Consider the following 18297-nt stretch of genomic DNA (forward strand, 5'->3'; position numbering starts at 1 on the left):
GCGGCCCCGGGCGGCGTCAATAGGCGTCGGCGATGATGTCCGCGAACCGCTCCTGCGCCATTTCCGGCGTCATCGAGGTGTCGGCGAAGAACTCAGAGAACAGCGTCTCGATCTGCGTGTTCGTGTCGGGGCTGACGAGCTGGTTGACCGAGGTCACCGTGCCGCCCGCCTCAAGGATCGCGAGACCCTTCTTCATGCAGTCGTTCGCCGCGTCGAGATCGACGTCCTTGCGGATCGGCAGCGAGCCCTTCTTGAGGTTGAACGCGATCTGCACCTCCCGGTCGAACAGGATGGAGGCCAACTCCTCCTGCGCGGCGGACTCGGCCTCGTCGTCCAGCATCGGGAAATAGAACGCGTCGCCATCCGTCGAGATGATCTCGTTCACGCCGAGCCCCGGCAGGCAGCTGTAGTCCTCGCCCGCGACCTCGCCCGCCATCTGAAACTCGCCCTGCGCCCAGTCGCCCATGATCTGGCCGCCGGCCTGGTCGGTGATGACCATGTTCGTGGCCTCGTTCCAGTCCTGGACGTTGGTGCCCTGCGACAGCTCGCGCGCATCGGCCACGGCGGCGAAGATCTCGGCGACCTCGGGACCGGCGGCGTATTCGGCATCCTTGTCGTCGTAGACCCGCATCGTCATGTCCCGCCCGCCGAGCGCGTTCAGGAGCACGTTGAACAATCCCGCATTCTGCCAGGGCTGGCCGCCCACGGCGAGCGGCACCTTGCCCGCCTCGCGCAGCGCGGGCCCGGCGGCCACGAACTCGTCCCAGTTCGTCGGCACCGCGACGCCCGCATCCTCGAACGCCTTGTTGGACAGCCACAGCCATTGCCACGAATGGATGTTGATCGGAACGCAGTAGATCTCGCCGTCGAGCGTGCAGCTCTCGAGCAGCGACGGCGCGGCGATCACGTCGCGCCATCCCTCCGCCTCGGCGACCTCGGTGACGTCGCGCATCAGCCCGGCCTCGACCAGCTCCTCGGCCTGCCGGCCGTGGTTGAACTGCGTGGCCCCCATCGGGTCGCCGCCGGTGATCCGGCTGATCATGATCGGCCGCGCGGTCGAGCCGCCGCCGGCGATGGCGCCGTCAACCCAGGTATCCTCGGTGCGTTCGTCGAACGCCCCGGCGAACTCCGCCACCGCGGCGGCTTCCCCGCCCGACGTCCACCAATGCGTCACTTCGAGATCGGCGGCCTGCGCCGCCACCGGCAGCGTCGCCCCCACCATCCAGGCAGCCTTGATAATGCTCTGCACGTCGGTCCCCTCCCTTGGACTGAAACGTTACAGGAGCTTTCTATGACGATTTAGATCGTTTAGACAAGCCTCGATCGCGGGGATGTCGGATCGACCGCCGATCGTGCTGAAAGGAGGCCGTCAGTGGCCCGATTGCCCGGAACCGAGACACGGCCGACGCTGAAGACGATCGCCGCCGATACCGGGCTGGCGGTCGCCACGGTCAGCCGCGCCCTGAGCGACGCGCCCGATATCGGCGCCGCGACGAAGGCCCGCGTGCGCGAGGCGGCGGAGCGCCTCGGCTACCGTCCGGACCGCGCGGCGGTGCGGCTCCGGACCGGGCGGACGCAGGTGATCGCGCTCCTGCTCGGGGCGGAGCCGTCGCTCATGACCCATACCGCGCAGCTGATCCACGCGCTCGCCGCCGCCCTCCGGGGCACCGGCTACCACCTCGTCGTCACGCCCGTCCTCCACGGCGAGGATCCGCTGGTGCAGGTCCGCTACCTCGTGGAGACGGGCTCCGCCGACGCCGTCATCCTCAACCGCATCCGGCCCGACGATCCCCGGGTGGCCTATCTCGCCCGGCACGGCCTGCCCTTCGTCACCCACGGGCGCAGCGACATGGGGATCGCCCATCCGTGGTACGATTTCGACAACGCGGCCTTCGCGCGGCTGGCGGTGCGGGCGATGGCGGCGCGGGGGCGGCGCGACCTCCTCGTCGTCGCCCCGCCGCTGGCACAGAGCTACGCGCAGCACATCCTCGACGGCGTGCGCGCCGAGGCGGACGCGACGGGAATGGGCTGGACCGTGCTGGACGACGCGACCACCGATGCCGCCGACGCCGAGGTCGAGGCCGCCGTGGCCCGCCGCCTCGCGAACGGCGGCATCGACGCGGTGCTCTGCGCCTCGGTCTCCTCGGCGCTGGCCGCGGTCGCGGCATTGGAAGCCTGCGGGCGCGAGGTCGGCCGCGACGTGGACGTCGCCGCCAAGGAGCCCTTCGCCCTGCTGGGCCGGTTCCGCCGACCGATCATCGCCATCCGCGAGGATGCCGGGGCGGCGGGCGAGTTCCTCGCGCGCGCCGCGCTCGACGCGATCCGCCGGCCCGGCGGCGCCCGAATGACCTACCTCGAGACGCCGGAGCGGACCTCGCTCGACTGAGCCCCGGCCCGCCCCGTCAGGTCGCCGCCCTCACCAGCGCTGATGCACGTGCGGCGCGATCAGGTCATCATAGACCCCGCGGACCGTGTCCATCGCGTCGGGGGACAGCGGCGCCAGCTCGGCCGCACCCGCATTCGCGCGGGCCTGATCCTCGGAGCGCGCCCCGGGGATGACGACGCTGACACCCGCCTGCATCAGGATCCAGCGCAGCGCGACCTGCGCCAGGCTCGCCCCCTCCGGCACGAGCCCCCGCAATTCCTCGACCGCGTCGAGCGCCACGTCGTAGGGCACGCCCGCGAAGGTCTCGCCGACGTCGAAGGCCTCGCCGTGGCGGTTGAAGGCGCGGTGGTCGTCCGCCGCGAAATCCTGGTCCCGGCGCATCTTGCCGGTCAGCATCCCGCTCGCGAGCGGCACCCGGACGATCACCCCCACGTCGCGCGCCCGGGCCCGCTCGAGGAACAGGTCGGCGGGCCGCTGGCGGAATATGTTGTAGATGATCTGCACCGAGGCCAGCCCGGGATATTCCAGCGCCTTCAGCCCCTCCTCCACCTTCTCGACCGACACGCCGTAATGGCGGATCTTGCCGTCCTCCCGCAGCGCCTCCAGCGCCGCGAAGACCTCCGGCCGGTAGAACACCTCGGTCGGCGGACAGTGCAGCTGCACCAGGTCCAGCGTCTCCATCCCGAGCTTCTCGCGGCTGCGGTCGACGAAGCCCTCCAGCGCCTCGCCCGTGTAGCCCTCGGCCATGTGCGGATCGAGCCGGCGTCCCGCCTTGGTCGCCACCACCGGCCGGTCGCCGCCGCGCTCGCGCAGGACGGCGCCGATGATCTCCTCGGAGCGCCCGTCGCCGTAGACATCGGCGGTGTCGATGAAGGTGACGCCCGCATCGAGCGCCGCGTGCAGCGCCGCGCGTGCATCGGCCTCCGGGACCGCGCCCCAGCTCCCGCCGATCGCCCAGGCGCCGAACCCGATCTCGGACACGTCCCATCCGGTCTTGCCCAGCTTGCGGTGTGGCATCGTCATGATGATCTCCCCGTATTCCGTTTGTGCAGTTTGCGTGCAGCTAGCCCTGAAGCCCCGCCGACCAAGCCCCTGCCCCGCAACGCCGCCATTCGCGCGACCGACGCGCGATACGGAACGGGCAGTCCCTGTCCTTGAGGGGCGGACGCGAGGCGGCACCCCAACAAGGCCCCCTGCCCCGCCGCATCCCCCGTCAGGGCGCGATCAGCTCGACCGATGGGAAGTAGGTCCGGTACCGGCGCACGTCCCGAGTCAGCAGCGGGCGTTCGGCCAGCGCGGCCTGCGCGCCGACGAAGAAATCCGGCAGCACTCCCGTCCGCGTGCCGCCCGACCGGCGGTAGGACGCGAACGCCTTGCCGGCGAGGAACAGCGCCGCGTCCGGCATCGCCGCCCGCCTGAGCCCGGCCCGCGCGACGAAGGCGTCGAGATCCTCGATCCGCGCGTAGCGCACCGAGAGTTCGGCATAGACGATGTCGCCGATCACCAGCGGCCCGCGCAGGGCCGCCGCCTCGAGCTGCGCGAGCGACCAGTCGGCGTGGACCGGATCGTCCGTCACCAGGTCGAGCAGGACGTTCGTATCGACGAAGGTCACGCCCCGTCCGTCACCTCGCCCCGCGTCAGCGCCATGATCTCCTCGGTGGAGGGCCCCGGCCCGGCATGGCCGCGCAGATCGGCCAGCGACCGGCGCTTCGGCGCGGCGCCCTCGGGCCGGAGCTCGACACGGCCGTCCTCCGTCCGCCCGAAGCTCACGCGGCTGCCGGGCCCGATCCCGAGGAAATCGCGCACCGGCTTCGGAATGGTCACCTGTCCCTTGGAGGTCACGGTCGTCGACATGTCGGCTCCTGAAGGTAATACGCCTGAGAAAACGGTATTACCTCCCGCCGGCGATTTCAAGCCTCCTGCGGCCGCGCGTGGCAAGCGACGAACGCCGTTCGCGGCCGAAACACGAACGGGGACGGCTTCCAGCCAAGTGTGGCGGCCTCTCCACCGAACGGCAGGAATACCCTCCCGCCTGCCCGTCTCAGACCGCCGCCTCGACCAGCACCCGCCGCCCCGGCCCCATCTCCGCCTCCACGGCCTCGGCCAGCAGCCGCGTCAGATGGGTCTGGACGTAATGCGCCCCGTAGCGCGTCGGCGCGCGCAGGCGCAGCACCCGACCGTCATCGCCGGCCGGCACGAGCGGCGCGATCCAGGCCGAATGCACCGCGGGATCGGCCAGCCGGATCCGGCGCATGACCGCGCGCCAGGTGCCCCGCGCCGGCGCGGCCTCGGCCAACTCCGCCGCGGGCGCCGCCGACACCGGAACCTCCTCAACCGGCGCCATCCGTTCGACGTAATCGGGCCCGACCCGCGGCCAGAGCGGCGCCGCCTGCGCGCGGATCTCCACCATGTCGAGCCGGTAGGCCCCGGCCCGGCCCCGCACGCCGGTCCGCGTCCGGATCATCAGCCGCGCCTCGATCCAGGCCCGCACCTCGCGCTTCGCCGTCCGCTCCGTCACGCCCCACATCCGCGCCATGTCCCGCTGGCAGACGCAGAGCTCGTCCTGGCGCCAGTTGTAGCGCGCCGTGACGAGCCCGATCAGCCGCAGGATCGAGACCGCGCGCCCGCCCCCGCCGGCGAAGCCGATCAGGCTCAGTGCGGTCAGCACGTCGTATTTCGCCGAGCCCGCCTGTGGCCCCGTGAACTGGCGCATGTCGATCTTCACATTCGCCTCCCCGTCGCGCCACCGGACCCGGCGGCATCCCGGCCCCCCTGCCCCGGTGGTCCAAACCCGCTCGTCGTATCAATGCCTGCCATATCGCTGCCCTCTCCGTGGCTCACGTCGTTCGATTCCCGATACGGTCAGTAGGCCGCCGCATCGCGTCGTTTGTCAACGGGATCCGAAAAGCGGGATTTCCGACCCGTATTAATAGCTGCAAAGAAAACTTCGGATAGATGGTTTAGGGGGACAAGCCTTGTCACCTTATCGCGCCGCCCATGTCCCCTATCCGGCGCATTCGGGAACAAACCGCTGTCCCGCATCCCGTTCTTTCTCCACGCCGGCAGAATATGCGGGATTTTCGATTTTGCCAAAATCCAATTATCCCGCTATTCCGGTCGCAACAGAAGAAAACGCGAGGCAGCGACATGCGAGACCATTCCGATTTGCTGGCGATGAACGAGCGGAGCCTGTCGCAGCAGGCCGCCGTGCGTCGCGCCACCTTCTCGCCCGCCGAGGTGAAGGAACTCCGGCCGTTCTCGATCTGGGAGATCAGCCAGTTCATGTTCGACATCCCGGCCGACACCCTGCGCAAGAAGCTCGCCGACGACCCCTCGCTGCCCCAGGGCAACGTTGAGGAGGACGGCCGCCAGCGCTGGTTCTCGCTGACCGAGATCAACGAGCTCCGCCGCCGTCTTCGCTTCCGCGGCCGCAATCTCCTGCCCGAGCGTCCCAAGGGCCGCGCGATGCGGGTCGCGGTGTCGAACTTCAAGGGTGGCGTCGGCAAGACGGTGGTGGCGCAGCACCTCGCCCATGCCGCCGCGCTCGACGGCTACCGCGTGCTCTGCATCGATTTCGACCCGCAGGCGACGCTCACCCATTCGATGGGCCTCGTGGAGGTCAAGGAGTGGAACACCGTCTGGGGCATCATGTGCCGCGATCTCTGCCGCGAGGCCGACCGCATCACCGCGACCTATGACGACCCGGACGACTGCCCCCACCCCTCCTCCGACGAGCTGCCCGAGGACGTGCAGTCGATCGGCGCCCAGCGGTTTCAGGACTTCATCCAGCCGACCTGCTGGCCCACCATCGACATCATCCCGTCCTGCGCCAACGCCGCCTTCGTCGAGTTCGCCTCGGCGCAGTACCGTGCCCTTCACAAGGCCTGGACCTTCTTCGGCTGCGTGGCGCGCTATCTCGACGAGCTGCCGGACGACCAGTACGACGTCATCATCTTCGACTGCCCGCCGGCCATCGGCTACCAAAGCCTGAACGCCGCCTTCGCCTCCGACATCCTCTACATCCCGTCCGGGCCCGGCTACTGGGAATACGATTCCACGACCTCCTATCTGGGCCAGCTCGGCGACGCGATGTCGGACATCTCCGAGGGCTTCGCCGGCCTCGCCTCGGAGGCCGGCCTTACCCTGCCCAAGACGTTCCGCGACGTCCGCCTGCTGATGACCCGGTTCGAGGCCAACAACCCGCTCCACGTCGCTATGTCCGAGGCGTTCGGCAACGTCTTCGGCGCCGATGTCTGCCGCGACCCGATCGAGATGACCCGCGCGGTCGAGCAGTCGGGCCGGTTCCAGATGTCGGTCTACGAGCAGGATTACCGCCAGATGACGCGGGAGACATGGAAGCGCGCGCGGCAGAGTTTCGACCGCGCCTATGCCGAGTTCAAGGATACCGTCCTGCAGGCCTGGCGCGACGACGCCGCAAGCACGGGAGATGCAGCATGACACCGAAGAACAAGTTCGGCTTCGCCCCGGTCGAGCCCGAGCCGACCCCCCGCCGCGATCGCAAGCCCGGCCCGATGGGCACCGCGGTCCGCGAGACGGCGGAGAGCCTGCAGGAGAGCACCGAGGCCAAGATGGAATCGCGCCGGCGCAACGCCGAGGACGCGAAGGCATGGCGCACGGCGAGCGAGGAGGGCCGGGTCCTGGCGACGTTGCCGCTGGCTGCGATCCGCACCGACGCACTGCCGCGCGACCGGCTGGAGCTCGAGGCCGTGGCGCAATCCGACGAGATGGAGGAACTCAAGGCCTCCATCCGCGAACGGGGCCAGAAGGAGCCGATCGAGGTCTGGCCGGACGGCGACCATTACCAGCTCAAGAAAGGCTGGCGGCGGCTGACGGCGCTGAACCAGCTGCTGCGCGAGACCGGGGACGAGCGGTTCGCGGTGATCGTCGCGCGGGTCGAGACGGGGCCGGGGGACCGGCTCGGACGGTTCATCGACATGGTCGAGGAGAACGTCATCCGCGAGGACCTGACCTTCGCCGAGATGGCGCAGGTCGCGATCGCCGCGGCACGAGATGCCGGGATCGAGGAGATCGACCCCGACGCCATGGTCGGACGCCTCTATGCCTCGCTGCACAAGACGAAGCGCAGCTACATCCGCGGCTTCGTCTACCTTCTCTCGGTGCTGGGCGATGCCTTGCCGTTCCCGCGCGCGATCGGCCGCAATCTCGGGGTGGAGGCGTCCCGGGCGATCCGCAATCCGTCCGCCGTCGAGGCTCTACGCGACCGGCTGGCCGAGGTTCGCTCCGCCGAGGCACAGAACAAGGCGCTGCAGGACTTCGTCACGGCCGCTAAGCGCGGCGAGGCGAAGGGGGAGGGGGTCAAGACCCCGAAGGTCGAATTCCACGTCGGCGCATTGAAGGTTACCGCCCGGAACGGCGAATGCCGCATTGTCAGCGACGCGGACTACGCGGAGATCCCCCGCGAACGGCTGGAGCGCGCGATCAGGGCTTTCGAGGATGAACTCCGCCGGCGGGCGCGCGTATCCTGAGGGTGCCGGTTACCCGCGGGTAACCGCGCGCGGTTACCCGCGGGTGACCGGGTGGAGGGGTTACCCGCGGGTAACTCAGACGGACATCAATGAGCAGGGCTCTACCGTTACCTACGGGTAACTCTCTTGTAAATGGAAAAGCAGGGTAACCTTGCGTGGCGCAGGCCAACCAAAACGGGAAGTGTCTGGCGGGTGGACGCGTTCTTAATCGCTGTCTTGCGAAGATCGCGGGGAAAGTGCTCAAAGTCCCGCCGGCCAAACACAAAGCAGCATCTGAACCCGCGGTTCTTAATGGAGCGGAGCGTCGGTCCGGGGCAACGATCGGTCTGCGGATGTTTAAGCAGAAGAAAGGCTACTCGTCCTACAAATCCTCATTGCCGATGCAACTGCATCATGGCGCCACGCCAATATAGGTAGACGCGTCATGACTAATGGGGTCGTGCGGGCGACAGCCAATCGGAAAACAGGCGGAGAAAAGATACTAACCTATTGTCCGGTATAGAAATTATGTGGGCGTGCAATGCTTTTTTCGCAGCATCGCCTTAATGCATTCCGATCCGCGACCATGCCACAGATCGCGCAGACCACGGTCACGAGTAGCGCCAGATCCCGCCCATTAAGCAGCCGAAGGCTGCCTGCCTTTTCGGCTTGACGAATCACTATTCAAAAGTGAGGTCTTGGCAGAGACAATCAATTCGACAGCGGCCGGCCGGAACGCGTTGCCCACTGATCTTTGACATTCACTCTAGGCAACGTTCGGTGCAGAAATGTGGCTAGCGGCATCGCGGCGGCTCCGGCGTGGCGCGTGCGACTGGCGAGAGGGGTGGGCATGGCGGATATGAATGCCGGGTGGGGCGGCGAAAAGGCCGGGCCTTAACTGAAGTTGGTCGTCGCGCTGCGCGCGTTGTCGGGATTGGGCGACATGCTCCATGCCGGACCCACGCTGCGGTCTGTTGGGGCAGGGTCGCCGGCGGCGCATCTGGCGCTTGCGGTCCTGCCGGGCACCGAGGGGCCGGCGCGCAGGGCGCCGCCGATGGTGGACGAGACGATCGTATTCGCGGGCTACCCCGGTATTCCCGAACGGCCGGTGGCGGACCCGCCCTTGGCCGGCCTTCCGCGCGCCGATGCGGGGGCGGGACCAGGTGCTCGCCTTGCAGTTGCACGACGACAGCCTGTATCCGGAAAAGGCGCATCGATCTGTGCAGCACGGGCGCGGACTCGCCATGCGGGGCTAGTCAGAAACCGCACTTTTCCGGAATACCTTCAGCGCGCCGAACTCGGATGCGCGCCGTCGAACTGGAGAGACATCGTTAACCATTACGGCATGGCGATGACCCGGCGGCTCCGACTTCTGACGTAGCACATGCATGGCCGCTACCGGTGGTACCTGCCGCATATCCCGCACGAGATCTTCCTGCCGGTCCGCCCGGGGCGGCCCTAGGGATACGAGGGCCGGTCGCCCGGATCCGACTGGCCTGCGAACCTGCACGACGTGCCATCCGAGCCGGTGCGCAACATGTCCTTCGATGCCGCGCTGACCCAGTCGTACCGGGACTGGCGGAACGACCGCGGGGGGGGTTCCTGAGTGCGGCGCAGTGCGACCTGACGCGGCTGCATTTCGAGTACGATCCGCCGCTCGGCCTCTACGGCTTGGGCTCACGCGCGATCAGGGGGCTGGGCGAGCTACCGCTGGCGCACCTGCCGGGGCGGATGGCGCAGTGCTGGTTCTTCTCCAACCCGATAGGTTACACGAGCCTCGGTCTGTCGATCTGCGAGGCGATGATGGCGGGCGTGCCGATCCTGGGGCTGGCAACGACCGAGATGGCGACGGCGGTGGAGAACGGGGTGTCAGGCTATGCCGACACGCGCGAGGCGGTGCTGCACGACCAAATGCGCCGCCTGATCGCCGACCCGGCGGTGGCGCGGGCGCTGTCCGACGGCGCGGCGCGGATCGCGCGGGCGCGGTTCGGGATCGACCGCTTCGTCGCCGACTAATGCGACGCGCTGGCCGAGGCGACCGGGTTCGACGCGACGCAGCCGGAGCGGGCGCATGCGTGACCTGTCCCTTCCCGCGGGCCGGCGGCTGATGATGATCTCCGAGCATGCCTCGCCGGTCGCCGCGCTCGGCGGCGCGGACGGGGACGGGCCGAGCGTCTATGTCGGTCAGGTCGCCCGCCACCTCGCCCGGCGCGGATTAAAGGTGGAGGTGCTGATCCGGCGAGACGACTCGGACCCGCGGGAAGCTCTGGAGTGGCGCGGCGGGGTGCGCATCGTCCACGTCCCCGTCGGGCCGCCGCGCCGGTCCCGAAGGAGGCTCTGCCGGGCCATATGGGCGCTTTCGCCGCCTGGACCGAGGCGCGGTGCTGGGCGAGCGGCCGGACCCGATCCGCGCGAACTTTTCCTTGTCGGGGCTCGTCGCCGCCGAGGTCTCCGCCGCGACCCGGGTGCCCTTCGCCGTCACCTTCCAAGCGCTCGGCCGGGTGCGGCAGCTAGCGTAGAGCGAGGGGGACCGCTTCCCGCCCGAGCGCGAGGCAATCGAGGCGCGGGCGATCTGCGAGGGCGCGCTCGTGATCGCCGAATGTCCGCGGGACAGTGACGGCGTGATCGGGCTCAACGACGTAGATCCGGCCCGCATCCGGGAGATGCCCTGCGGCGTCGAACCAACGATTTTTGCACCGGTGCCGCGGGCGGTACTGTGGCTGCCGGAGGACGGGTTCCTCGCGCTGCAGGTCGGGCGGATGGTGCCGAGGAAGGGCGTCGACGACGCGATCCGTGCGGTGACTCGGTGCCGTGCGGCGGGGCGCTTGATATGCGCCTGAAGGTGGTGGGCGGGATCGGGTCGCGACTCGACCCGGCGGCCGACCCGGAACTGGCGCGGCTGATGGAGGTGGCCGCCGAGGAGGGCGCGGCTTGGCGACCTGCTGTGATACCATTACTGCGCCGCCGACGCGTTCCTGACCCTACCGAGGTACGAGCCGTTCAGGATTACCCCCCGGGAGGCGATGGCTTGCGGCGTATTAATGGTTGGGGCCGATGTCGGGGGCATCGCGCACAGCGTCGTAGACGGCTGAACCGGGTTCCTCATCGCGCCGCGCGACCCGGACGCGGCGGCGCGGGCGTTGGCCCGCCTCCATGACTAGCCGGTGCCGCGCGCCCGTATGGGCGCGGGGGGGCCAAACGCGGGTTGCGGCGGAGTTCACCTGGCACCGGGTGGCGGACGGGCGCGAAGCGGCTTTCAGGGAACTGTCGGACCCGATGTCGGCCCCGGTCCTGGTGCCCGCCTGCCGTACTGGCGTATCGCGCGTCCCGGCCTCAGCAGGGTTCGACGAGTTGTCCCGGCTTCTGGAGCTCGGCCGCGACGCGCTGGCGCCCGCGACGGCGCGGATGGCGGGGGAGGTGGCGGATGTCCTCGCGGGCGGCGGCAAGCTCTTCGTCCGCGGCAACGGGGGCAGCGCGGCGTATGCGCAGCACATGGTGGCCGAACTCGTCGGCCGGTTCCTGATCCCGGGCCGGCGGGGCCTGCCTGCCATCGCGCTCTGCGCGTGCGCGGCGACGCTGACGGCGCGGTCGAACGATATCGGCTACGAGGACGCGCTGGCGCGCGACGTGCTGGCGCTCGGCCGGTCGGAGGATGTGATCCTAACCTTCAGCATGTCGGGGGCCACGGCGAACCAGCTGGCGGCCTTCTACGCTGCGGAAAGCGTCGGGCTGCGGCGGCTGGCGCTTCTGGCCGCGACGGCGGGGCGCTGCGCCCGCTCTGCGTCCGGGCGATCATCGTGCCCTCGCATTTGACGCCGCGCATCAAGGAGGTACATGTGCTCCTCATGGACGAGATCTGCGCCGCCGGTTGCGACGCTCGACCGGGACGGGGCGGTGGTGCTGCGCGCGGGCTGCGGCACTTTGCACCTGCCGACCGCTTGCGACGTCGAGGGGGCGGACGTGACCGGCGCGGGTGAAATTTTCGCGGCGGCATTGGCGTTGGCACTGACGCTGGCCGCCGGGGCCGGAATCGCCGTCGCGGCACGGCTGGCCTGCGCCGCCGCCGGGGTCGCGGTCGCCAAGCCCGGCACCGCGACCTGCAGCGCGGCGGAATTGCGCGCCGCCCTCGCGGGGCAGGTCGTCCGCCCCCTGCCGGCGTGTTGCGCTCGGCGGGGGAGGCGGCGGCATTCGGTCGGGCGGCGCGTGCGGCGGATCGTCTTCACAATGATTGCTTCGACATCCTGCACGAGGGGCACATGGCGTATCCTAAGGAGGCCCGCTCGCTCGGCGATATGTTGATCGTGGGGGTGAACTCGGATGCGTCGGTGCGGCGGTTAAGGGGCCGGCCCCGGCCGGTCAATGCTTGCGCCGGGCGGATGCGGATGCGCACGGCGCTTGGCTTCGTGGACCACGTCGTGGCCTTCGACGAGGAAAGTCCCGAGGCACTGATCCGGGCGATCCGGTCACAAATGTTCGCCGAGGGCGGCGATAACGACCGTGCGCATCTGCCCCAAGCGGCGCTGGTCGAGGCGATGGGCGGCGAGGTGCGGCTCCTGCGCTACCGACGCGGCCGCTCGACCACCGACATCATCGCGCGCATCCGCGAGAGCGCCGCGCCGCGGCCCGTGACCCGGAGCGTCTCGTGAGCTGAGCCGCCGCGCGCCGGGTGCTGGCCGTCCGGCTGGACGCGATGAGCGACGTGCTGATGACCGCGCCGGCGCTGGCCGGGCTGAAGGGGCCGGGGCGGCACGTCACGCTGCTCACCTCACCCGCGGGGGCAGGGCGACGCGGATGATCCCGGCGGTGGACGCGGTGATCGTGCATTCCGTGACCTAGACCAAGGAGGGGGCGGAGCGCGCGCCCGCCGGCGATCTCGCGCTAATCGAGCGCCTGCGGGCCGGGCGCTTCGATGCCGCCGCCATCTTCACCGTGCACAGCCAGAGCCCGCTGTCGGCCGCGCTCACGACGCAACCAGCGAGCATTCCGCTCCGGCCCGCGCATTGCCAGGAGAACCCCTACGCCTCCTGACCGACTGAGTTCACGAGACCGAACCCGGTACGCATCTGCGCCACGAAGCGCGCCGGCAGATCGACCTCGTGGGCCATGTGGGCCTGACCGGGCCGGAGGGGCCGGGGCTGGCCGTGCCGACGGCGGCGACGCGGGCGACGGCGGCGCGGCTGGCGGCGCTCGGGCTCGATGAGGGTGATCCTGCATCCCAAAGTCAGCGCGCCGTTACGCCGCGCGCCGCTCGCCACGCTGGCGAAGGTCGTGCGGCGGCTCGCCCGCGATCGCGGCTGGCGCCTCCTCGTCACCGGCGGAGCAGGGGAGGGGGCGCTGGTGGCCCCGCTCGCTACGCTGCCCGGGGCGGTGGCGGCGGGGGAGACGAACCTGCCGGAACTTGCCGCGCTGATCGTCCGCGCGCCCGTTCTCGTGACCATGAATATAGGTCCCGCGCATCTCGCCGCGGCGCTCGGCACGCCGGTAGTCGATCTCTATGCGCTCACCAACTTGCAGCACGCGCCGTGGCGGGGGCGGGGGCTGTTCCGCGGCGGGCTCTGCCGCGTCTGCCTGAAGAGCGTTTGCTTCGAGGGGCATCACCGGTGCCTCGCCGGGATCGAGGTCGGTTCGGTCGTGGCCGCCGTGCGCGAGGCGCCGGCCGGGTGGGCGCCCGCGATCCCGGAGGATCCGGCGGCGCTGTTCGGGACGACCGGCCTCGGGCGCGGCGTGGACGAGGCACGCGACCTGCTCACGCTGGCGCGGTGATCGTGGCGCCGCCGGTCCGCCGCCTCCTCGTCGTGGGGCTTCCGGGTGGGCTCGGCGACGTGGCCGAGGCGCTGCCGATAATTCTGGCGCTGGCGCGGTCGCATCCGCGGGCACGGGCGAAGGTGCTGGCCTTCGCGTCCGGCGCGGCCCTGCTCGCCGACGATCCGCATGTCGACTCGGCACGGGTCGCGGCGGCGGGCGGGGCGCGGGCGTTGCCGCGGATTGGGCTTGCGACGCTGGCGGCGGTGCTCGGCGGGGGTCGCTGGGACGGGGCGGTGATCCTGACGAGCTTCGCGCAGAGCCCGCCCCCGGCCGCGCTGGTCTGCCGCCGCGCGGTCATTCCTTTGGTCGTGGGCGCCTTCGACGAGGCGGGCGGCGCGCATACGCATCGGCTGCCGAAGGGGGACCGGACTATCCATCAGGCCGAGCGCAACCGCGATCTCGCCCGCGCGCCCGGCTTCACGGCGGGCGATCCGGCGATACGGCGGGCCGTTCCCGACGAGGCGTACATCGCCGCATGGACGCTTGCGGGGCCGTCCGGGCCGGGCGGGTATCTGCTGGTGTCGCCCTGAGCCAGCGCGGCGGCGCGTCAATACGCGCCCGAGGGGATGGCTGCCGCTGCGGTGCGGATCGCGGCGGCACATGATGCGGGTGGTCGTGACCGGCGCGCCCGGCGACACGGCCCGCGGCGCGGCGCTGGCGGCTGCCATTCCTAGCGGCCGCGACGTGACCGGGCAGACCAGCGTTGCCGAGGCCGTGGCGCTCGTGGAGGGCGCACGGCTCCTGCTCTGCTGCAACAGCTCGGCGATGCATATGCTCGGGGCGCTCGGCACGCCGGCGCTCGTCCTGTTCGCGGTCACGGAACTGCCGTCGCAATGGGCGCCGCGGCGGCGGACGCGCTGCTTGCCCGGTCGCTGCGGGCCGTCTTGTAACCAAGGTGTTCCAGCCGTTCGTCGGAGAGGCCGATCACGCAGCGCTGACCGCGCGCGCGTTGCGCGGAAACCGAGCGGCGGTCGCGCGGCTGACGGCACTCGCCCTCGACGAGGCGAAGGGGGCGGCGGGGGCGCTGTTCGGCGGCGTGGTCGAGCCGTTCTGCCACGGGTTCACGCAGGCCGGGGCGCCTGCGACCAAGCGCTGGCGCAGGTGATCGATCTCGCGCATCGGCATCCGGCCTGCGCCGCGTTCGATGCGGCCCTGACGCTCGAGGGGATCGGGGACGAGGCCGACCTGCTAGCGCGGGCGGGCCGGGGGACCGAGGCTGGTTCGACCCGCGCGTCGGATCGCATCGGCTTTTTCTCGCGCGTGACGTCGGGCGCGGATCTTGCCGTTACGGTTCCGCTCGTGCGCGGGTTGGCGGTTCGGTGCCGTCGCGTCGGATACGCCGCGGCCGCCGCGGCCCGTGGATGTGGTCTGGTCGTGGCGGCTGCGGGCGGCGATGGGCGCGGATGGCCGGGAGATCATGGCGGCGGGGTTCGGCACCGGCGGTAATCCGGCCAAGCTGATCGGGCCGGACTTCGAGGCGGGGACGCTCGCCGCTCTGGTCGCGGACGGGCCTCGCGTGCTGCTCTCGCGCGGGGTCGGCGCGGCGGGGCCGGCGGCGACGGAGGCGGTCTGTGCGGCGCTGGTCGGCCGGGGTCTGCGGGTGCTCCACTTTCCCGAGGGCCAAGTCGGGCCGGGCACGGATGCGGATGTGGTGACGTGGCAGGCGGATCCGGGCTAGGAATCCGCGGGGCAGCACATCGCGGCGGCTCTGGGTGTACCGACGCTGACGGTTTTCGTCACGGCGGCCGGGGCGTGGCACGTTGACAGCCGGCGGCCGCGCGGGACCGGCGCGATCCGTGTCCTGCGGGTCGATCCGGGCGTGGTGGGTTCGACGATCGTCGGGCCCGCCATGGTGGCGATGCGGGAGTTGCTGAAGGACGTGCGTAGGTAAGACGCGAGGGGATCGAGTAATCGGATCCTACGCGTTGGTGTTTCGCCCGGCGACACGCCGGGCAGCCCCCGACCGCCCCCCAGGGCGGGGGCTTTACCCCCGCCTGCGGCCGGGGGCTGCCCTCTTCGTATGACGACGGTCTTGCACGCGCGGTGCGCCACTCGCCCGCCCCGTCAGGCGACCGTCAGCACGATCTTGCCGCGGACATGGCCGGCCTCCAGCCGGTCCTGCGCCTCGGCCGCGCGCTCGAGCGGGAAGGTCTCGGCGACGACCGGCCGGAGCTGGCCCCGGGTGACGAGCCGCCCGATCTCCTCGAGCTGCGTGCCGTCGGGCTCGACCAGGAACACCGCCACCCGGGCGTCCTTCTCCCGCGCCTTCTCCTCCGACGGCGCCTGCAGGGTCGAGACCAGCGCGCCGCCGGACTTGAGCACGGCCCAGGACCGTTCCTGCGTCTCGCCGCCGATCAGGTCGAGGACGAGGTCGATCTCGCCCGCCTCGTCCTCGAAGCGCTGGTCCTTGTAGTCGATCACGGTGTCGGCGCCGAGCTCGCGCAGGAACGACGCGTCCCCGGCCGAGGCGGTCGTGAGAACCTCGGCGCCGCGGGCCTTGGCGATCTGAATGGCGAAATGGCCGACTCCGCCGGCGCCGCCGTGGATCAGGACGCGCTGCCCCGCTTCGAGCCCGCCATGGTCGATCAGCCCCTGCCACGCGGTCAGCGCGGCGAGCGGGATCGCGGCCGCCTCCGCGTCGCTCAGCCCCTCGGGCACGGCGGCGACGTCGCCGGAACTGACGACGACGTGCTGCGCGTAGCCGCCATCCACCATCGCGTAGACCCGCGCGCCGCGGGTGAAGCTCTCGACGCCCTCGCCGACGGCGTCGATCAGGCCGGCGACGTCGTGCCCCATCGTGACCGGCAGGTCGTCCGCGCCGACCCTCGGATAGCTGCCCGCCCGGGTCTTGAAGTCCACCGGGTTCACGCTCGCGGCGCCGACGCGGATGCGGACCTCGCCGAAGTTCGGCTCGGGCGTGGGTCGGTCCTCCGTCCGAAGGACGTCGGAGGCGCCGAATTCGTGGATGCGGATGGTCGTGGACATGCTGCGTCACCTCTGTTGCGTCCGGGCGGGTCCCTGCGCAGGCAGGGACGTCCCGAACGGGTCCGTCCTGAACAGGCGGGCCGGCCGGATGTTCCGCCGCCGGTCCGGTGACGCCGTTCCGGCCATCCCCGACCCGTCTCGCGGCCCGCTACGGCACCGCGCAGGGACGCCGCCCGCGACCGAACTGACTGGATCGCGGACCGGCGGCGGAAACGACGTTTCGGACGGGCGCGGGTCCGTGCTCGGGACCCGGGGCCGGGAGGGGGGGCGAGGGGTTCCACGGCGCGGTTGCGTACGCGGGTTTCCGGGCGGACCGGTTGCCGGAACCTAGCCCCGGATCGAACGTTCCTTCGCGTCATCGCAGGGGAATGCGCGCCATGTTCTACACGGATTACAAGCTTCAGTTTCCGGTGCGGGTGGAGACCCCGAGCCCCGTCTTCGCGCGCGCCCTGCAACAGGCGATCGGCGGGGTCGAGGGCGAGATCCGGGTCGCGATGCAGTACATGTTCCAGGCCTGGGGCATGAAGGGGCTAGGCTCCGCGCGCTACCGCGACCTGTTGCTCAATACCGCCGCCGAAGAGCTCGGCCATATCGAGATGCTGGCCACCGCCGTCGCGCTGAACCTCGAGGGCGCGCCGCTGGAGCTTCAGGAAGAGGGGGCCGCCGACGCCGCGGTCGGTTCGATCATGGGCGGACGCAACTTCCGCCAGTTCCTGTCGGCCGGTCTGGGCGCGCTGCCCGTCGATGCCGACGGCGTGCCGTTCGACATGAGCCACATCTACGCCTCCGGCAACATCGCTGGCGACATGTACGCCAACATCACCGCCGAGGGCACGGGCCGGACGCTGGCGACGCGGCTCTACCACATGACGAACGATGCGGGCATGCGGGAGATGCTGGCCTATCTGATCGCGCGGGACACGATGCACCAGAACCAGTGGAAGGCCGTGCTCGAGGAGCTGGAGGCCGAAAACCCGCAGATGCCGGTGCCGAACTCCTTCCCGCAGGCCGAGGAGAACCAGGAGTTCAGCTACGCCTTCCTCGGCTTCACCGCCGACGGCGCCGAGCCGCCGGCCGGCCGCTGGAGCGAGGGCGAGTCCGTCGACGGCAAGGGCACCTTCACCACGCGGGCGATGGAGCCGATGGGCGACGTGCCGACCCCGCCCGCCCCGCGGCCGGGAACCTATCCGCAGACTTCGCAGCTTCCGGACCAGTGAGATGAGCACGTCACGCAGAACCTTCCTCGCCGCCGCGGGGGCGGGCTCCGCCGGCCTCGGACTGGGGATCGGCGGCGCCTCGGCGTCCGCGGCGGGCGGCGGGCGCAGCCTGCCGCTCCTGTCCACCCATCTCGCCGGAACCGAACGCTACGAGGCCCCGGCTCATGCGCCCGCGCTCGCCGCGGGCGACCGGCTGCAACTGCGCCGCGAGCCGGAGCACAGCTACGATGCGCGCGCGATCTCCGTCTGGACGCCGGACGGACAGCGCAAGCTAGGCTACGTGCCGCGCGTCCACAACCAAGCGCTGGCCAACCTGATGGATGCCGGCGTGGCGGCCGAGAGCCGGTTGCGTGTCGTCAGGGGCACGCCCGAGCGGCCGGACATCCTGCTCGACGTGGCGATCGTCCTTCCCGCCTGA

Annotated in this window: 20 protein-coding genes and 2 pseudogenes; 16 read left to right on the forward strand and 6 right to left on the reverse strand. The window is 70.7% G+C overall.

Going from position 1 to position 18297, the window contains the following annotated elements:
* Positions 1-16: 16 nt before the first annotated feature.
* The gene (locus tag Q1A87_RS14570; protein ID WP_299652728.1) at positions 17-1222 is read right to left on the reverse strand and encodes an ABC transporter substrate-binding protein; all 1206 of its coding nucleotides are present in this window, start codon (positions 1220-1222) and stop codon (positions 17-19) included.
* Between the two features lie 150 nt (positions 1223-1372).
* On the opposite strand from Q1A87_RS14570, the gene Q1A87_RS14575 reads away from it, so the two are divergent.
* Complete coding sequence (locus tag Q1A87_RS14575) at positions 1373-2386, forward strand: LacI family DNA-binding transcriptional regulator (RefSeq protein WP_299652621.1); 1014 nt, start codon at positions 1373-1375, stop codon at positions 2384-2386.
* A 30-nt stretch (positions 2387-2416) separates the two neighbouring features.
* On the opposite strand, the gene Q1A87_RS14580 is transcribed toward Q1A87_RS14575, so the two are convergent.
* The 4 genes from Q1A87_RS14580 to Q1A87_RS14595 all read right to left on the reverse strand — a co-directional run bounded on the left by Q1A87_RS14580 (position 2417) and on the right by Q1A87_RS14595 (position 5111).
* The gene (locus Q1A87_RS14580) at positions 2417-3409 is read right to left on the reverse strand and encodes an aldo/keto reductase (protein WP_299652624.1); all 993 of its coding nucleotides are present in this window, start codon (positions 3407-3409) and stop codon (positions 2417-2419) included.
* A 190-nt stretch (positions 3410-3599) separates the two neighbouring features.
* The gene (locus tag Q1A87_RS14585) at positions 3600-3998 is read right to left on the reverse strand and encodes a type II toxin-antitoxin system VapC family toxin (RefSeq protein ID WP_299652627.1); all 399 of its coding nucleotides are present in this window, start codon (positions 3996-3998) and stop codon (positions 3600-3602) included.
* A complete protein-coding gene (locus tag Q1A87_RS14590) occupies positions 3995-4240 on the reverse strand; it encodes an AbrB/MazE/SpoVT family DNA-binding domain-containing protein (RefSeq protein ID WP_299652631.1) in 246 nt (81 codons plus the stop codon). Before Q1A87_RS14590 ends, Q1A87_RS14585 begins: the two co-directional genes overlap by 4 nt.
* A 187-nt stretch (positions 4241-4427) precedes the next feature.
* Entirely contained in the window at positions 4428-5111 is a 684-nt protein-coding gene (locus Q1A87_RS14595; protein WP_299652634.1) for a hypothetical protein, read from the reverse strand.
* A gap of 422 nt (positions 5112-5533) precedes the next feature.
* Here Q1A87_RS14595 and Q1A87_RS14600 point away from each other — a divergent pair, with 422 nt between their 5' ends.
* The 13 genes and pseudogenes from Q1A87_RS14600 to Q1A87_RS14650 all read left to right on the forward strand — a co-directional run bounded on the left by Q1A87_RS14600 (position 5534) and on the right by Q1A87_RS14650 (position 15355).
* Positions 5534-6844, forward strand: a complete 1311-nt coding sequence (locus Q1A87_RS14600; RefSeq protein WP_299652637.1) for an AAA family ATPase — start codon at positions 5534-5536, stop codon at positions 6842-6844.
* Positions 6841-7893 carry a ParB N-terminal domain-containing protein gene (locus Q1A87_RS14605; RefSeq protein ID WP_299652640.1) on the forward strand — a complete coding sequence of 351 codons (1053 nt, stop codon included), beginning with the start codon at positions 6841-6843 and terminating at the stop codon, positions 7891-7893. The genes Q1A87_RS14600 and Q1A87_RS14605 overlap by 4 nt, the downstream gene beginning before the upstream one ends.
* Before the next feature lie 1650 nt (positions 7894-9543).
* Entirely contained in the window at positions 9544-9888 is a 345-nt protein-coding gene (locus tag Q1A87_RS14610) for a glycosyltransferase (RefSeq protein WP_299652643.1), read from the forward strand.
* Between the two features lie 572 nt (positions 9889-10460).
* Positions 10461-10712 (forward strand): hypothetical protein, encoded by a 252-nt coding sequence (locus tag Q1A87_RS14615; protein WP_299652646.1) that lies wholly within the window; start codon positions 10461-10463, stop codon positions 10710-10712.
* 123 nt (positions 10713-10835) lie between these two features.
* Positions 10836-10964, forward strand: a pseudogene (locus tag Q1A87_RS24210) (glycosyltransferase); the annotation flags it as partial.
* A gap of 184 nt (positions 10965-11148) precedes the next feature.
* On the forward strand, positions 11149-11685 hold the full coding sequence (locus tag Q1A87_RS14620) for an SIS domain-containing protein (protein ID WP_299652650.1): 537 nt from the start codon (positions 11149-11151) through the stop codon (positions 11683-11685).
* Between the two features lie 21 nt (positions 11686-11706).
* Positions 11707-12171 (forward strand): PfkB family carbohydrate kinase, encoded by a 465-nt coding sequence (locus Q1A87_RS14625; protein WP_299652653.1) that lies wholly within the window; start codon positions 11707-11709, stop codon positions 12169-12171.
* Entirely contained in the window at positions 12129-12518 is a 390-nt protein-coding gene (locus Q1A87_RS14630; RefSeq protein WP_299652656.1) for a hypothetical protein, read from the forward strand. Before Q1A87_RS14625 ends, Q1A87_RS14630 begins: the two co-directional genes overlap by 43 nt.
* 550 nt (positions 12519-13068) lie before the next feature.
* The gene (locus tag Q1A87_RS14635; protein WP_299652659.1) at positions 13069-13635 is read left to right on the forward strand and encodes a glycosyltransferase family 9 protein; all 567 of its coding nucleotides are present in this window, start codon (positions 13069-13071) and stop codon (positions 13633-13635) included.
* A gap of 2 nt (positions 13636-13637) precedes the next feature.
* Positions 13638-14207, forward strand: coding sequence for a hypothetical protein (locus tag Q1A87_RS14640; protein WP_299652662.1), 570 nt, complete (start codon positions 13638-13640; stop codon positions 14205-14207).
* 73 nt (positions 14208-14280) lie between these two features.
* Positions 14281-14502: pseudogene (locus tag Q1A87_RS24215) on the forward strand (glycosyltransferase family 9 protein); the annotation flags it as partial.
* Between the two features lie 70 nt (positions 14503-14572).
* Complete coding sequence (locus Q1A87_RS14645) at positions 14573-14782, forward strand: hypothetical protein (protein WP_299652665.1); 210 nt, start codon at positions 14573-14575, stop codon at positions 14780-14782.
* Positions 14783-15034: 252 nt separating this feature from the next.
* Positions 15035-15355: a hypothetical protein gene (locus tag Q1A87_RS14650; protein ID WP_299652668.1), complete on the forward strand. Its 321-nt coding sequence runs from the start codon at positions 15035-15037 to the stop codon at positions 15353-15355.
* 386 nt (positions 15356-15741) lie between these two features.
* Here Q1A87_RS14650 and Q1A87_RS14655 read toward each other — a convergent pair whose 3' ends face one another.
* Entirely contained in the window at positions 15742-16662 is a 921-nt protein-coding gene (locus Q1A87_RS14655; RefSeq protein ID WP_299652671.1) for an NADP-dependent oxidoreductase, read from the reverse strand.
* A 377-nt stretch (positions 16663-17039) separates the two neighbouring features.
* On the opposite strand from Q1A87_RS14655, the gene Q1A87_RS14660 reads away from it, so the two are divergent.
* Both Q1A87_RS14660 and Q1A87_RS14665 read left to right on the forward strand, forming a co-directional pair.
* On the forward strand, positions 17040-17879 hold the full coding sequence (locus Q1A87_RS14660) for a manganese catalase family protein (protein ID WP_299652674.1): 840 nt from the start codon (positions 17040-17042) through the stop codon (positions 17877-17879).
* Between the two features lies 1 nt (position 17880).
* A complete protein-coding gene (locus Q1A87_RS14665) occupies positions 17881-18297 on the forward strand; it encodes an HIRAN domain-containing protein (protein ID WP_299652677.1) in 417 nt (138 codons plus the stop codon).

Origin of the sequence: uncultured Jannaschia sp., from assembly GCF_947494055.1 — a bacterium.
In the GTDB taxonomy this organism is placed as follows: Bacteria; Pseudomonadota; Alphaproteobacteria; order Rhodobacterales; family Rhodobacteraceae; genus Jannaschia.